We start from the raw sequence: 14,862 nt of genomic DNA, 5'->3' as shown, positions 1-14,862 counted from the left end.
CATAAACGCTCTCATCAAGGTTGCGCCGTGGTCGTGGTGCTTGCCGTGCCGTCCTGCACCTGTGCCATGACACCTGCAAAGCTGGCAGCCGCAGGCTGTGCGGTCGCGGGCTGACCCAGCACATGCAGGCACTGGATGTGCTGCGCCGTCACGCCCAGCACCAGGCGCGTTTTTTCCGTACCCTGGCCGACCTCCACCGTCACCACACGCTGCCCGGGGCCAATGGCCACGGCAGACAGCACCTTGGTGCTGACGCTGTCTGCCCCATGCAGGCCCTGCTGACGCTGCTGCCAGCGCCGGAGTACCCAGGGCAGCGCTGCCAGCGCGCCGATCATGAGGAACAGCGCCAGCAGCGAAGAGGTCCAGCTCACGTTATCCACGGCTGACGCGGCGCAAGCGCTCAGAAGGTGTGACCACGTCGGTCAGGCGGATACCGAACTTGTCGTTCACCACCACCACCTCGCCCTGGGCAATCAGATAGCCGTTCACCAGCACGTCCATGGGTTCACCAGCCAGAGCGTCCAGCTCCACCACCGAACCCTGGGCCAGCTGCAGGATGTACTTGATGGGCACCTTGGTGCGCCCCAGCTCCACGGACAGCTGCACAGGAATGTCCAGCACCATGTTGATGTCGTTCACCGGCACTTCGGTGCCCACAGGGCCCGATGCATAGGCAGGCTTGCCCGACAGTGGGCCACCCTGCTCGGCGTCCAGCGTATCGCGGGGGGCGTCGGTCTGCTTCTGTTCTTCCAGTGCTTCGGCCCAATCCGAGAAGGGATCATCCCCAGGGATGCTGCCGCTGTTGTTCTGATCAGTTGCCATTCTTCTCTCCGGTCCAGTTCGCATCCACACCCCGCAGACACTGCTCGATGCGGATCGCATATTTGTTGTTGTGCGTGCCGTACTGGCACTCAAAAATCGGTACGCCACCAATCGACGCCTTGATGCGTGGCTGGCGCTCCAGCTCGATGAAGTCGCCCGGCTTCATGGCCAGCAATTGCTCCACCGTTGCATCGGCGCGGGCCAGCTCAGCCACCAGCGTCACTTCGGCGGACTGGATTTCCCGCGTCAGCACCTTGACCCATCGGCGGTCCACTTCCATGGAGTCACCCTGGGTGGACGAGTACAGAATGTCTCGAATGGGCTCCATGGTTGCATAAGGCATGCAGATGTAGATGGAGCCGGAGACATCGCCAATTTCCAGCTGGAACGAGGTGGACACCACGATTTCGCTGGGCGTTGCAATATTGGCGAACTGTGGCTGCATTTCCGAGCGCTGGTAAGCCAACTCCAGCGGATAGATGCCATGCCAGGCTTTTTTGTATTCCTCGCTGATCACATCGACCAGGCGATTGATCACGCGCTGCTCGGTGGCCGAGAAGTCACGGCCTTCAATACGCGTCTGCAGGCGCCCCGTGCCGCCGTACAAGGTGTCAATAATGCCGAACACCAGCGAGGGCTCACACACAATCAGGCCATTGCCGCGCAGGGGGCGAATGGCCACGATGTTGAAGTTCGTGGGCACTGCCAGGCGGCGCAAAAAGGCGCTGTAGCGCTGCACGCTCACCGTGCCCACGGACACTTCGGGGCTGCGGCGGATAAAGTTAAACAGACCAATACGGAAATTACGCGCGAACCTTTCGTTCACGATTTCCATGGTGGGCATGCGCCCGCGGACGATACGCTCCTGACTGGAAATGTCATAGTTGCGTACCGCACCTTCTTCGACTTCTTCCAGGTCAGACTTCTGGCGCTCGCCCGTCACCCCTTCCAGAAGTGCATCAACTTCCTCTTGCGACAGGAAAGAATCGCTCATGCGGATAACTCCTTGCGCTTACTGGATGATGAAGCTGGAAAACAGCACACGGCGCACCGGATTGGCACGGCGGCGAGGGGTGTCAAACTCATCGTCTTCCATCTCGCGGCGCTGCTTGTCCCAGCCCATGGGGCGTGTGACTTCACGCAGGATATCTGTGGCCAGCTGTTCCTTGCCTTCGCGCTGCAGCAGCTCATCGGCTGTGCGCTGCGACACCAGCATCAAAATGCCATTGCGAATGCTGGGCATGTACTGCTTGACGGTGGTTGCCGTGGCTTCATCCTGCAGCTCCAGCGTAATGCCAATCTGGGCATAGCGCTCACCGCCGGGGTCGGCCAGGTTCACCACCATGTTTTCCAGTGGCAGGAAGGTGGGGACCAGCGCTACCTTCCTGGCAGGTGTGTCTTCAGCATAGGGGTCGCTTTTTGACTGGTTGGCAAAAAACAGCGCAGCTGCTGCAATCACAACGACCAGCAAGGCGGCGATAGCACCGAACACGATTACTTTTTTGCTCTTGCCTTGCGCCGTAGCGGCGGCAGTATGGGTTGCGGCCACGTTATGTTCCTTCAGGGATAAAAGTGTGTTGGCTCAAATCTGGCTGTTCCTGCGCCCATCATCCAGGACGCAGCACACTAAGGTCTTATTATTTCGAAGAAGCCCGAAATCATAGCCAGAATAAAAGGCTGAAATAGCCGACAAAAAAGTCGTCTACCTCCGCGCACGGCCTCCGGCCGGCGCTCGATCAGGCGTACAAGTCCAGCCCGCGTCCTTGCGGCACACGCGGTGCAGCCTCAGCCTGGTGGGCCTGCACAGGCACTTCCACCACGCCATGGCGTGCCGGTCCGTCCTGCCAGGCATGGCGCTGCGCGCCGCTGTGGGGCGCCGCATCGCCATCGGTCTGCGCCTGCACCTGTACACCGGCCAGCTCCAGCCCCTGCTGCTGCAGCAGCTCGCGCAGCTGCGCCACATTGTCATCGAGCAGTGCACGGGTCTGCATCTGGTCTGCGCGGAAGGTCACATGGGCTTCATTGCCGCGCACGGACACCTGCACGCGCACAGGCTGGCCATCCTTTTCCATCACCACTTCCGCACGCTGCTGCTTGCCTCGCAGCCAGAAGCGCATGTCTTCCACCGGCGCATCGTGCTGCGCCTCAAACATGGCGTCCTGCGCCTGCTGGACTTCGCGCACTGCAGTGTCCATCAGCCGTGTGCCACTGCCCTGCCCACCACCCAGCGCTTCCACGCCACTGGCAGATGCGCTGCGGGTGCCGTCTGCACGCTCACCTGGCCTGGCCTGCACGCCTGCACTGGCCGCCCATTGCTCCACCTGCGCCATCACGCGCTGCAGCGTGGGCTGCATTTCGGCCTGGCCATCGTCCAGCGTCCAGTTGCCCTGCAGGCTAAAGCGACCACTGGCATCGGCGCTGCGCGGTGCATCGCCCGTGACCAGCTGCTCCACCACTTCCGCCGCATCTGCAGCCTGCGCCAGCAGCGCGGTGGCAGCAGACTGGACCACGGCGGGGGCTTCCGAAGCGCCCTCTGCCTGTGCGACTGTCTGCACGCCAGCGGCGACGGTGGCCACCTGCTGGCCTGCTGCCACATGCATCTGTGCACCCAGACCACGCCCTTGCGCCTGCGATGACAGGCCTGCCGCCTGCCCGGTTGACCCAGCATCTGCACCCAGCAGGCGCTGCGCCTGGCCCAGCAAATCATCCAGGCTGAGCGCGGTAGCCAGTACCTCGCCCGGCGGCAAGTCCTTGAGTTCTGCCGTCATCAGCGATGCCTGATCCTGCAAGGACAGGGCGGCGCCATCGAGTGTCTGCACATCGTCCTGGCGCAGGCCCTTGAGCAAGCGGGAAAACTTGGCCGCACTGGTCTGACCAGAGCGCTCATCGACAGATTCCGGCTTGTCCTGCGCTGCAGGCTTGTCTGCATGTTTGGCCTTGGGTTTGGGCACCATCGCTTGCTGAATATCCATGCTCATGCCTCCTGAAACTGCATGCCAAACGTTCGGCCAATGAATTGCAGCGCGGCACGTTCGTCCGTCTGCTTTTGCTCGCGGCGCATCTGCGCCAGCTCCATGTCACGGCGGCGTGTTTCCACCACCTTGTTCAGGCTGGTCAGGCGCAGCTCTGCGGCCATCAGCGCTTTCTGTGCAGCTTCCAGGCGGATGGACTGGTCTGCAATCACCCGTGTCTGCAGGTTGATGGCGTGCTCCAGCCGCTCCATGAACTGCCGGTGGTGCACCATGACTTCAGGCTTGAGCGAAGCGCCTTCCGTCGCACCCCAGCGCTGCTGCATTTCTGCGGCATAGTTCTCCAGCTGCTCCATCTGGGACTTGGCAGCATCAAAGGCATGCTGACGCTCACGCAGCGCCTGGCGTGCGTCATCACGTTTGCGCACGGCCATTTCAATTGCGATCATCAAAGCATTGAGCGAAGACATTCCAAATCCCTCTCGTTATCTCATCCTGGCTGGCCTAAGACGGCTGCCATGTCTGCCAAACTTTGTTCCATGGAAGCAGACTCAAACATGGTCTGCTGCAGGAAACGGGCCATTGCTGGCTGCAAGCGAATGGCCTCGTCCACCAAAGGATCGGAGCCGTTCACATAAGCTCCTACTTGTATCAAATCCTTGCTTTTTTGATAGCGCGAATAGACGGCTCTAAACCGTCTAGCTAATTCGAAATGCTCGCGCGAGACCACGTTGTGCATCACGCGCGATGCCGACTGTTCGATATCAATGGCAGGGTAGTGCCCCTGCTCAGCCAGCGCGCGCGAGAGCACGTAGTGGCCATCCAGAATGGCGCGCGAAGCGTCCGCAATCGGATCCTGCTGATCGTCGCCTTCGGACAGCACGGTGTAGAAGGCCGTGATCGAGCCCACGCCATTGAGGCCATTGCCGCTGCGCTCCACCAGCGCAGGCAGCTTGGCAAAGCACGAGGGCGGATAGCCCTTGGTGGCTGGTGGCTCACCAATGGCCAGCGCAATCTCGCGCTGTGCCTGTGCATAGCGGGTCAGCGAATCCATGAGCAGCAGCACATGCTTGCCCTTGTCCCGGAAATGCTCGGCAATCGCTGTGGCGTAGCTGGCGCCCTGCATGCGCAGCAGCGGCGGAGCATCGGCAGGCGCGGCCACCACCACGGCGCGCGAGCGGTCCTGCGCGCCCAGAATGTCTTCCACGAACTCTTTGACTTCGCGGCCACGCTCACCAATCAGACCGACCACAATCACGTCGGCCTTGGTGTAGCGCGCCATCATGCCCAGCAGCACAGACTTACCCACACCCGAGCCTGCAAACAGACCCAGACGCTGGCCACGGCCCACAGTAAGCAAACTGTTGATGGCACGCACGCCGGTATCCAGGCTTTCACGCACGGGGGCGCGTTCCATGGCGTTGATGGGCTCGCGATCCAGCGGCTCAGCCACCACATCCTGCAGCTCACCTGCACGGTCCAAAGGCTGGCCCTGTGAATCAATCACCCGGCCCAGCAGGCCATCGCCCATGGGCAGGCGCAGCACGCCCGTAGCCAGCGATGGCACCTTGGTATCACCAAGGCGCAGCGGCGGCACAAAGGGCTCAGCAGGCGTCACCACGGCCCCGCAGGACAGGCCCTGAATATCTCCCGCAGGCATCAGAAAAGCACGCTCACCCGCAAAGCCCACCACCTCGGCCAGCACAGGCTCCGCGCCCGGCATCTGCAGGTGACATTGGGAGCCCACAGGCACGCGCAGGCCGCTGGCCTCCAGCACCAGACCCGTCAGGCGCGTCAGGGTGCCATGGCTTTGCAGCGGCAGTGGCTGATTGACGCGCTCACGCCCCAGCTGCAGCATGTCCTTGAGCTGCGCCACCACGGGGCTGGCAGACTTGGGCTGCGCATCAGGCATGTGGTGCCTCCTCATACCAGGTCGAAACCAGACCCAGTGCTGCTACGGCACGCTGCCAGCGGCGCTCCAGCGTGCCATCCACCTGGGCACCCTGGCTTTGCACCAGACAGCCACCCGCAGGCACGCTGGGGTCGGCCAGCCATTCCACCTTGGGGTTGGGCAGGCTCTCGCGCAGATGCGCTTGCAGGCGCTGAAAATCTTCGGGGTGCAGGCGTACCACGGCAGGCTTGCTCTCGGCACCCAGCATGTCCAGCGCCTCGGCCACAACCGGCTGCAGCGCCTGCGGATTGCAGCGCAGCTCCTGACGCACCACCTGGCGCGCAATATCCACAGCCAGCTGCAGCAAGTCCTGCGACATCTGCTGCTGCAGACCCTGCACCGCCTCTGCGGCCGCATGCAGCACTTCATTCAGGCGCTGCGCTGCCTCACGGCCCACATTGTTCTGATAGTCGGCCATGCGCTGCTGCCACTCATGCGCTGCTTCCTGCTGGCCCTGCTGCAGCCCTTGCTGGTAAGCCTCGGCGCGGGCCTGCTCTGCGGCCTGCTGCACATGCTGCTGCAGTTCTTCCTCGGTAAACATGGGCACCACAGGTACGGGCGCTGCTTCCTGCGCCGGCGCTGCCTGTTCAGCCTCCACCACGGCCTCTGCCTCCGCAGGCTCTGCCACTTCGGGCTGCACAGGTGCTGTCAGGAGAGGGTCCAGCGTCATCTCTGGCATGGCCATAAAGCCCTGCCGTGCACTGCTGCGCACATTGCCAAAGTGCCACTGGCGCACGCTTTGCTGGTCAATTTCTTCGCTGGGGATGAAGCGTGTCATATGTGTTTCACCGTCTTCCTGTCACTGTCCGCATCAGACGAAGCTGTCTTCGGGACCGCCACCCAGCGTGATCTGGTTTTCGTCGGCCAGGCGACGCACCACCTTGAGGATTTCCTTTTGCTGTGCCTCCACTTCGGACAGACGCATGGGGCCTCGGGCCTCCAGGTCTTCGCGCAGTGCAGCTGCAGCACGCATGGACATATTGGCCAGAATCTTGTCGCGCACTTCCATGGAGCCTCCCTTGAGCGCGACGATGAGTGTTTCGGAGGCCACCTCGCGCAGCACCAGCTGCAGGGAGCGGTCGTCCAGCTTGACCAGATCGTCGAACACGAACATCTTGTCCATGATCTTCTGCGCCAGATCCGCGTCGTAGTTGCGGATGGTGTCCAGCACGGCCACATCGGCATTGCTGCCCAGCAGGTTGATCATCTCGGCAGCGGTCTTCACACCACCCAGCGATGTCTTGCGAATCTTGTCGCCACCGGCAAGCACTCTGTACAGCACCTCGTTGAGGTCCTTCAGCGCCGAAGGCTGAATACCTTCCAGCGTCGCCACGCGCAGCACTACTTCGCTGCGCAGACGCTCGGGCAGCTGCATCAGCACGGCAGCGGCCTGGTCGTACTCCAGGTGCACCATGATGGCAGCAATGATCTGCGGGTGTTCATTGCGCAGCAGCTCGGCCACGGACACGGGGTCCATCCACTTCAGGCTTTCAATGCCCGAGACATCACCGCCCTGCAAAATGCGGTCCAGCAGCAGCGCAGCCTTGTCATCGCCCAGCGCACGGCGCAGCACAGACTTGACGTAATCGCTCGCGTCTTCCACCAGCAGGCTCTGCGCCGCGCAGTCATCGGTAAAGCGCGCAATCACAAAGTCCACTTTTTCTTTGGACACACCACGCATGCGCGCAATGGTCTCACCCAGCTTCTGCACCTCTTTGGGCGAGAGGTGCTTGAAAACTTCCGCTGCCTCCTCCTCACCCAGAGACATCAGCAAAATCGCGGCGTCGTTCAGACCTCGTTCATCCATATGCAACTCTTTGTGTTGTCGGTGTTGTTAAGCACAGCCCAAGGCCATTAATTCGCTTCGCCATTGACCCAGGTCTTGACGATATTGGCCACCGCAATGGGGTTCTGCTTGGCCAGCGCACGCGCCTGCTGCAGACGCAGTTCTTCAGGCGTAGGCTCACCGGGCTTGAGCGGTGCAGCCAGTGCGGGGCGCTCAATCTCATCGGCCGCCAACAGATCCAGCTGTGCCTGCTCCTTCTTCTTGCGTGCCTTGAGGATGGGGCGCACCACACCCAGCGCCAGAATCAGCGCTGCCAGCACCAGGCCCACGGGCCACATCACCGACTTGGCCAGCGCAATGGTCTCGGGCTGCTGCCACAGTGGCAGATCGGACGCCAGACGGCCCGTGTCCTGCTGGAACTGTGCATTCATCAGGTTGACCGAGTCACCACGCTCGGCGTTGTAGCCAATGGTCTCGCGCACCAGCGCCAGCATCTGTGCCTGCTGCGCCTCCGTCAGCGCCTGTGGCACCACAGTACCTTCAGCCGTTGCTCCGGGCAGATAGTTCACCACCACGGCAGCAGTCATGCGCTTGATGGTGCCGGTGCTGCTGCGTGTGACCTTGATGGTCTTGTCCACCTCGTAATTGGTCACAGACTCACGCTTGCTGCCTGGAATGGTCAGGATGTTGCTGTTCTCGGCATTGGCTGCCTGCAACACGGGAGCCGCACCATTGACAGGCGCTGCAGCCGTTTGCGGTGGCTGGTTGCTGACGGCACCGGGCACGCCTGTAGGGGGCACGGGTTCTTTTTCACCAATGGCTTCCAGCACCTGCTGGCTGCGCACCGCGCTGGGCGCCTGCCCCTGGTTGGGGGCGTGGATTTCCGAGGTCGATTCCGAGCGCGAGAAGTCCAGCTCAGCCGTCACCTGCGCCTTCACATTGCCCTTGCCCACCACGGGCTCCAGAATGTCCAGAATGCGCTGTGTGTACTGCTTTTCCAGCTGCTGCTGGTACATCAGCTGCTGAATGTCTACAGGGCTTTCATCGGGGTTCGGCGCCTGCGACAGCAGCTTGCCGGAGTCATCCAGCACGCTCACGGCCGAAGGCAGCATCTCTGGCACGCTGGAAGCAATCAGGTGCACGATGCCCGCAATCTGCGTGCGGTCCAGCATGCGGCCGGGGTACAGCGTCAGCAGCACCGAAGCCGAAGGCTTTTGCTGCTCACGGAAAAAACCATTCTGGTTAGGCAGGGCCAGGTGCACGCGCGCGTTCTGCACGGCAGACAGGCCCATGATGGAGCGCGTCAGCTCGCCCTCCAGTGCGCGCTGATAGTTCACGCGCTCCTGAAACTGGGTGATGCCGAACTTGCTGTTCTCCATGATTTCAAAGCCCGAGACCGCGCCCTTGGGCAGTCCCTGGGTGGCCAGCTTCAGACGCACATCATGGATACGGTCAGCCGGAATCATGATGGCGCCGCCACCTTCGGTGTACTTGTAAGGCACGTTCATGGACGCCAGCTGGGCCACGATGGCACCACCGTCCTTGTCACTCAGATTGCTGAACAGCACACGGTAATCCGGCTGGCGGCTGAACATCAGCGCGGCCACCAGGCCGGCGACAACCAGGGCGCCCACCGCACCAATCATGATGCGTTGATTTCTATCGAGTGCTGCCACCTTCTCGCGCCAGGAAACCGTAGTGGCGGCGGGAGCGGCGTTTGGTTCAACAGGAATTTCTGCAACTGCGGACATCGTTCTTTCCAAATGGAGGGCTTGAGCCCAACACGGAGCCCAACGTTGCAACGATTATTCAAACTTCCGCCCGCCACGTTCCCCCGATAAGGCACCCGTTTTCCCATTTATTCGCGCAGATGCATCTTTTGCAATTGCCTACGATTGCGGCCATCGATCAATAACGAGTTCAGGAAACCATCATGGACTTTCGCCTTCATAGCGCCACATCTCCGTTGACCACCATGTCCAGCGACATGGCGCAACGCCTGACCAAGCCTGTGCAAAAGGCAGAAGCTGAAGGCCACGGCTTCAGCACTGCGCTGGAGAACGCGCTGCGCTCCGTCAGTGCTGCACAGAATCACTCCTCCCACCTGCAAAAAGAAGTGCAGATGGAGAACCCATCGGTCAGCCTGGAAGAAACCATGGTTGCCATGCAAAAGGCGCAGATTGGCTTTCAGGCCACGCTGCATGTGCGCAACCGCCTGGTACAGGCCTATACCGATGTCATGAACATGCAGGTCTGAGCACCTGCTTGTGCCTGCCGCCCGGCACCGGCCAGCGGCATGCCAGAACGCTCACCCTTCAAAAAAACCTTTACGGCCGCACCCTCTGTAGGTTGCGGTCTTTTTTTGTCTGCAAAAAATAGAAAAAAAGAGCACCTTGCGCTGTATAGACAAGGCTTTCAGCTACAAATTAGCTTCAAACGCAGATTTCAACTGCGCTAGTCGCTATCAATATACAAGCTGATCGCTTCACTGCAAGCTGAAACACCCACACGCTCCCAGCGCAGCACTGCGACCATAAAAAAGCCCACCTGCCATGACAGCAGATGGGCTTACACCAAACCTTGGAGGGTATAGCGATACTTTACGTCTTCAGTGCAGCACGGAAGTGGCGGGCATCTTGCCCATATGTTCAATCTGCGCCAGCCAGGGCTCAGCCAGTACGCGAATCTGTGCGTCATTGCGCAAGATGCTCTGCATGATGCGCGTCTTTTCCTTGCGCTGTTCAGGAGTGAGCTGCACAGCCTGCGACTGCACGCGCAACTCATCGATGAGCAAGGAGCACAGCTTCTCGCACTCCATGACGCCATCCCAGTCCTGCTGCATCGCTGCTGACAACATTTCCGCACTCTTGGCCTCTATGGCCTTGTAATAGTCCAGCAAGCTATTCTCCTGCATGCCCACCCCCTTACATCGTCTGGTTGGCAGTGGGTCCAATTTCTTTCCAGCCTTGCGCCACTGGCTGCAAAACCTTGATCACCTCCTCAACCAAATGTTCGTCATTGCGAACATTGGCTTTTGTCAATTGGGCCACAGAATAGTCATACAGCAACTTCAGATTAGCGGCCAATTCACCGCCTTTTTCCAAGTCCAGACCCACCACCAGGCCTTCTTGCAGAATGCGCACAGCCTTGGAAATATGACGGCCCTTTTCCTCAATGTCACCGCGCTGCAGCGCACCGCGTGCTGCGTTCAGCGACTGGAACAGGCCATCGAACAGCATCTGAATCAGCTGATGCGGCGACGCGCTTTCCACACCGGAATGCGCACTCACCTGACGATATGCATTCGCTGCGCCGTAACCTGAAGAAGAAAACATGTGAACCCCTGAAACTTGTTGCTGTACCTGAGTTCTTTCGGCACTTGCCGCCAGAACTCAAGCAAAAAAATATCAATCCTTGGACTTATTCCAAGAAGCCACCATCTGCTCCACATAGGAGCTCAATGAACTGAGCGAAGCCATCTTGACGTCCAAGGCGGTGTATTGCGCACGCAAACGCGCCTCTGCAGCAGACGCGCGCTTTTCCACCTTCTCTTGCTCTTCACCATTGCGCTTGAGCTCCTTGCTCAAGGAGTCTTCCTTGGTATTCAAGGCACCCTCCAGATCGAGCAAACCAGAAGTGAAGTTGCGGAAAGCAACGGCAATACCAACACCATCACTCGAAGCATTGCTGGACTTGGTCGCAAACAGCCCCTGCATGGACTCCAGATCATTGAGCGCCGTATTGAGCTTGGAAGCATCAACCACCAGCTCACCAGACACCTTGGCCTTCGTGGGGTTGGCGATGGAAATACCAATGTCCGCCAGCCGCTTGAATGCACCTTGCGCCTGAGACGCTACGTTCTGCGTCAGCATGCGAAATGCGTTCTGCATGCTCACAATGCTGCTGTCGCCTTGGAACACACCCGCAGTCTTGGTTTCTTTGTCGTATTTGGTCGATGCGGTCAACAACTCATTGAGGGAGTTGTAGGCATCCACGAACTTCTGAATCTTGCCCTTGATGGCCTCGGTATCCTGCGTCACGCTCAGCAGAGATTTCCCCTCACCCGTCACTGACAGTGAAACACCATTGAGCACACCAGCAAAGGTATTGGTGCTTGACTCCAGCTCCACACCATTGAGCGTCATCTTGGCGTTTTTCGCTTCCTGCGCCAGGAAAAAGCCCTCACCATTCACAGCTTCAGGCGCATTGCCGGGGGTGTAATTACCCCAGGCAGCAAGACGGGAGCCCGCCGCTGCACCCTCCACCTGCATGGAGAACTTGCCATCCAGCCCCGTGTTCTTGGCTGTCAACACCAGCTGCTGCTTGCCCTCGGCATCCTTGATCACACTGGCCTGTACGCCCACATTGGCATCATTGATCTTTTTCGCCGCCTGCTCCAGTGTTTCAGAGCCATCCAGCTCAATGGCCGTCTGCGGCTTGGCCGTAGGGTAGCCAATGCTGAACACCAGCTTGCCAGCGCCCAGCTTGTCTTCAGCGCCCAGCTTGGACGACACCACCGTCTGGCTTTGCGCCAGCGATGTCACCTCGATGTTGTAGTTACCCGCTGCAGCCGGGCCAGAAATGCTGGCAGACACGCTGGAACCAGAGGTCGTTGCCTTGGCCGTCTTCCAGGTACCTTCCAGCGTCAGGTCAAACAAGGCGGCATGCAAGTCAGACACCATGGACTTGATCTGCCCCTGGACAGAAATCTTGGCATCAATGAACTCTGCCTTGGCTTCCAAGGTCTTGATAGGGCGCCGCTCCAGCGCCAACATCTTCGTGACGATGCTCTCCACATCCAGACCACTGCCGATACCCACTGAAGAGATTGCCATCTTGAACTCCTTGAAGACCTGATTGCCGCAGACAAACACATCCACGGATTGAGACTCGCGTATTGTCTGGGGTTTACGCACCACGCAAAAGCCTGAATAAAAAGGTGTGCACCGCTTAGAAGTTGCGACTCACCTGCCAGCCCACAGCCTTTTTATCGGCGCAAAGTGCCACAACTTAAGCCAAAAACGGTGCCAGCCCTGCCGAGCTGACACCGTTTTATCTTCTTGTCTTACTGCACCCGGCTTTCGCGGATAGCAGCCGCTGACCAGCTTATTGCAGCAGGCTCAGCACTTGCTGGGGCAGCTGGTTGGCCTGCGCCACCATCGCCGTGCCTGCCTGCTGCAGGATCTGGGTACGGCTCAGGCTGGCAGTTTCTGCCGCAAAGTCGGCATCCACAATGCGGCCACGCGCTGCAGAAATGTTTTCGTTCATGATGTCGATGTTCTCAATCGACTTTTCAAAGCGGGTCTGCAGCGCACCCAGATCGGCACGAGAGCTATTGATCTTGTTGATGGCGTCGTCGATATTCTTCATCGCCAGCCATGCACCAGACTGTGTTGAAACATCGACAGTACTGATGCCAGTAGAAGTTGAAGCTGTGGGTGTAGCTGCCAAAGTTGCCAAGCCTGTTGCCTGCGCAGTCCAACCAGCCCCTGCTAAAACAATCCCGGTAGCAGAGCTGCTACGCAGTTCAATTTTTCCTCCTTCGTAGAAGGCAGTTACACCCGTGTCTGCTGTCTTTGCGTTGATGGCTGCCACCACTTGACCCACACGCTCGGTTGCTGAGCTTGCTACGGCAATAGTATCCAAATCGACACCATTGACTTTCAAGCCTGTCACAGCCGCATTAAACCCATTTGCAGGTGGAACAGTCGCATCGGAAGCAATAGTAGATACTGCAGCGGAATGTTGGGTGTACGAAATGCTAGACAGCTTAGCTGCCGTTGCATCTGTCAAGCCTCCGACAGTAATGTTGTCACCAGCAGCAGACCCCACCTGGAACACAGCACCTGCGAACGAGCCATTGAGCAGCTTGGTACCGTTAAATTCCGAAGTCTTGGCCACACGGTCAATTTCCGCGATCAGCTGCGACACTTCGGCCTGCAGTGCTTCACGGTCGGTCTTGCTGTTGGTGGCATTGGAAGCCTGCGCAGCCAGCTCACGCATGCGCTGCAGCATGTCGCCCACCTTGCCCAGTGCGCCTTCAGCGGTCTGAGCCAGCGAGATACCGTCGTTGGCATTACGCGCTGCCACGCTCAAGCCACGGGACTGGGCATTCATACGTTCAGCAATGGCCAGACCTGCTGCATCATCCTTGGCACTATTCACTCGCAGACCCGAAGACAGGCGCTGCATGGCGGTGCCCAGCTGGCTGCCTGACAGGCTCAGATTGCGCTGTGCGTTGATGGAAACGACGTTGGTGTTAATGGTCATGGCCATGGCGAATGCTCCTAATACCGTAATGCTCGAAAGTTTGCGTTTGCTAAGCGGGGCGGTGTTTCACTTGCTTTCCATGGTCTTGCTGCTGCAAGGCCCGGCTCGCCCTCTGTGCATGTTTTTTCGGCGGTCCTGCGCAGAACTTGAGAACAAAAAACGCACTGTTACAAACAAAAAAAAGACCAAACCCCGGAGAGCCTGGTCATCAAAGCAAACTTTCAAAAACTTGCTGCGCAGCGCAGCAAGCCGTACTTAGCGCAGCAGGCTCAGTACGTTCTGTGGCAGCTGGTTAGCCTGTGCCACCATCGCAGTGCCAGCTTGCTGCAGGATTTGCGAGCGGCTCAGGTTGGCAGTTTCCGCGGCAAAGTCCGCATCCACAATACGGCCACGGGCAGCAGAAATGTTTTCGTTCATGATGTCGATATTCTCAATCGACTTTTCAAAACGGGTTTGCAGCGCACCCAGATCACCTCGTGCAGAACTGATCTTATTAATCGCGTCGTCAATCTTCTTCAAAGCAACCCATGCATCGGCTTGCGATTTTACGGACAAGGTATCAATACCTTTTTGATTCGCCTGGGCTGCAGTAACGACATCGAGAACATCAGCGACGGTAGTGTCACCAGTCTTCGTCCAAGTAACCTTGTTTTCGCCAGTTGCAACTGCAGTATTTGAATAGATAGTTACATTGTCACCTTCTGTAAAAGCAACAATGCCTGTGCTAGCCGACTGCGCGTTAATAGCAGCCACAACTTGTCCACCACGTTCTTTAGCACTGCCAGCTACGTCAAGACTCACCTTGACACCAGCAAATTCAAGAGTACCGGACTCCTCAAATTTGGCACCCAATGTGTCTAAAGTCACCGTTGTTGCGGCTTTTGCATAACTAATGTTTGATAATTCCTTAGCTTGAACATTCGCCAAAGCGCCTACAGTGATATTGTCACCAGCAGCAGCTCCCACCTGAAATACACCACCAGCAAAATCACCATTGAGCAACTTGGTGCCATTGAATTCTGAAGTCTTGGCTACACGGTCAATTTCAGCGATCAGCTGAGTCA

Annotated in this window: 16 protein-coding genes; 1 reads left to right on the top strand and 15 read right to left on the bottom strand. The window is 58.9% G+C overall.

Annotated elements, in window-relative coordinates:
- Positions 1–14 precede the first annotated feature (14 nt).
- The 10 genes from F7P80_RS15820 to fliF all read right to left on the bottom strand — a co-directional run bounded on the left by F7P80_RS15820 (position 15) and on the right by fliF (position 9,279).
- Positions 15–335, bottom strand: coding sequence for a FliO/MopB family protein (locus F7P80_RS15820; protein WP_054066018.1), 321 nt, complete (start codon positions 333–335; stop codon positions 15–17).
- 37 nt (positions 336–372) lie between these two features.
- Positions 373–822: a flagellar motor switch protein FliN gene (gene fliN, locus F7P80_RS15815; RefSeq protein WP_054065969.1), complete on the bottom strand. Its 450-nt coding sequence runs from the start codon at positions 820–822 to the stop codon at positions 373–375.
- Positions 812–1,816, bottom strand: a complete 1,005-nt coding sequence (gene fliM, locus F7P80_RS15810) for a flagellar motor switch protein FliM (RefSeq protein WP_054065970.1) — start codon at positions 1,814–1,816, stop codon at positions 812–814. The genes fliN and fliM overlap by 11 nt, the downstream gene beginning before the upstream one ends.
- A gap of 18 nt (positions 1,817–1,834) precedes the next feature.
- Positions 1,835–2,371 (bottom strand): flagellar basal body-associated FliL family protein, encoded by a 537-nt coding sequence (locus F7P80_RS15805; RefSeq protein ID WP_151046002.1) that lies wholly within the window; start codon positions 2,369–2,371, stop codon positions 1,835–1,837.
- 187 nt (positions 2,372–2,558) lie between these two features.
- Positions 2,559–3,794: a flagellar hook-length control protein FliK gene (locus F7P80_RS17235; protein ID WP_249041505.1), complete on the bottom strand. Its 1,236-nt coding sequence runs from the start codon at positions 3,792–3,794 to the stop codon at positions 2,559–2,561.
- Positions 3,795–3,796: 2 nt separating this feature from the next.
- Positions 3,797–4,261 carry a flagellar export protein FliJ gene (gene fliJ / locus F7P80_RS15795; protein ID WP_054065973.1) on the bottom strand — a complete coding sequence of 155 codons (465 nt, stop codon included), beginning with the start codon at positions 4,259–4,261 and terminating at the stop codon, positions 3,797–3,799.
- Positions 4,262–4,281: 20 nt separating this feature from the next.
- Positions 4,282–5,649, bottom strand: a complete 1,368-nt coding sequence (gene fliI / locus F7P80_RS15790) for a flagellar protein export ATPase FliI (protein WP_058879517.1) — start codon at positions 5,647–5,649, stop codon at positions 4,282–4,284.
- Between the two features lie 46 nt (positions 5,650–5,695).
- The gene (locus F7P80_RS15785) at positions 5,696–6,520 is read right to left on the bottom strand and encodes a FliH/SctL family protein (protein ID WP_151046000.1); all 825 of its coding nucleotides are present in this window, start codon (positions 6,518–6,520) and stop codon (positions 5,696–5,698) included.
- Between the two features lie 33 nt (positions 6,521–6,553).
- Positions 6,554–7,549 carry a flagellar motor switch protein FliG gene (fliG, locus tag F7P80_RS15780; RefSeq protein WP_054065975.1) on the bottom strand — a complete coding sequence of 332 codons (996 nt, stop codon included), beginning with the start codon at positions 7,547–7,549 and terminating at the stop codon, positions 6,554–6,556.
- Positions 7,550–7,596: 47 nt separating this feature from the next.
- Entirely contained in the window at positions 7,597–9,279 is a 1,683-nt protein-coding gene (gene fliF / locus F7P80_RS15775; RefSeq protein WP_054065976.1) for a flagellar basal-body MS-ring/collar protein FliF, read from the bottom strand.
- 182 nt (positions 9,280–9,461) lie between these two features.
- Between fliF and fliE the strand changes: the two genes are divergently transcribed.
- The gene (gene fliE / locus F7P80_RS15770; protein WP_151045998.1) at positions 9,462–9,785 is read left to right on the top strand and encodes a flagellar hook-basal body complex protein FliE; all 324 of its coding nucleotides are present in this window, start codon (positions 9,462–9,464) and stop codon (positions 9,783–9,785) included.
- 351 nt (positions 9,786–10,136) lie between these two features.
- Here fliE and F7P80_RS15765 read toward each other — a convergent pair whose 3' ends face one another.
- From F7P80_RS15765 to F7P80_RS15745, 5 genes are all read right to left on the bottom strand, one after another.
- A complete protein-coding gene (locus F7P80_RS15765; RefSeq protein ID WP_054066020.1) occupies positions 10,137–10,442 on the bottom strand; it encodes a flagellar protein FliT in 306 nt (101 codons plus the stop codon).
- Between the two features lie 10 nt (positions 10,443–10,452).
- Positions 10,453–10,863 carry a flagellar export chaperone FliS gene (fliS, locus tag F7P80_RS15760; RefSeq protein WP_054065978.1) on the bottom strand — a complete coding sequence of 137 codons (411 nt, stop codon included), beginning with the start codon at positions 10,861–10,863 and terminating at the stop codon, positions 10,453–10,455.
- 72 nt (positions 10,864–10,935) lie between these two features.
- On the bottom strand, positions 10,936–12,363 hold the full coding sequence (fliD, locus tag F7P80_RS15755; protein WP_151045996.1) for a flagellar filament capping protein FliD: 1,428 nt from the start codon (positions 12,361–12,363) through the stop codon (positions 10,936–10,938).
- A 271-nt stretch (positions 12,364–12,634) separates the two neighbouring features.
- The gene (locus F7P80_RS15750) at positions 12,635–13,804 is read right to left on the bottom strand and encodes a flagellin (RefSeq protein ID WP_151045994.1); all 1,170 of its coding nucleotides are present in this window, start codon (positions 13,802–13,804) and stop codon (positions 12,635–12,637) included.
- A gap of 249 nt (positions 13,805–14,053) precedes the next feature.
- Positions 14,054–14,862: flagellin (locus tag F7P80_RS15745; protein WP_151045992.1), on the bottom strand; the 809-nt coding region annotated here is incomplete at its 5' end.

The sequence above is a fragment of the Comamonas kerstersii genome, from assembly GCF_008801935.1.
In the GTDB taxonomy this organism is placed as follows: domain Bacteria; phylum Pseudomonadota; class Gammaproteobacteria; order Burkholderiales; family Burkholderiaceae_C; genus Comamonas; species Comamonas kerstersii.
The sequence above is the reverse complement of the archived record's forward strand: the minus strand, read 5'-3'. Positions and strand labels throughout refer to the sequence as shown.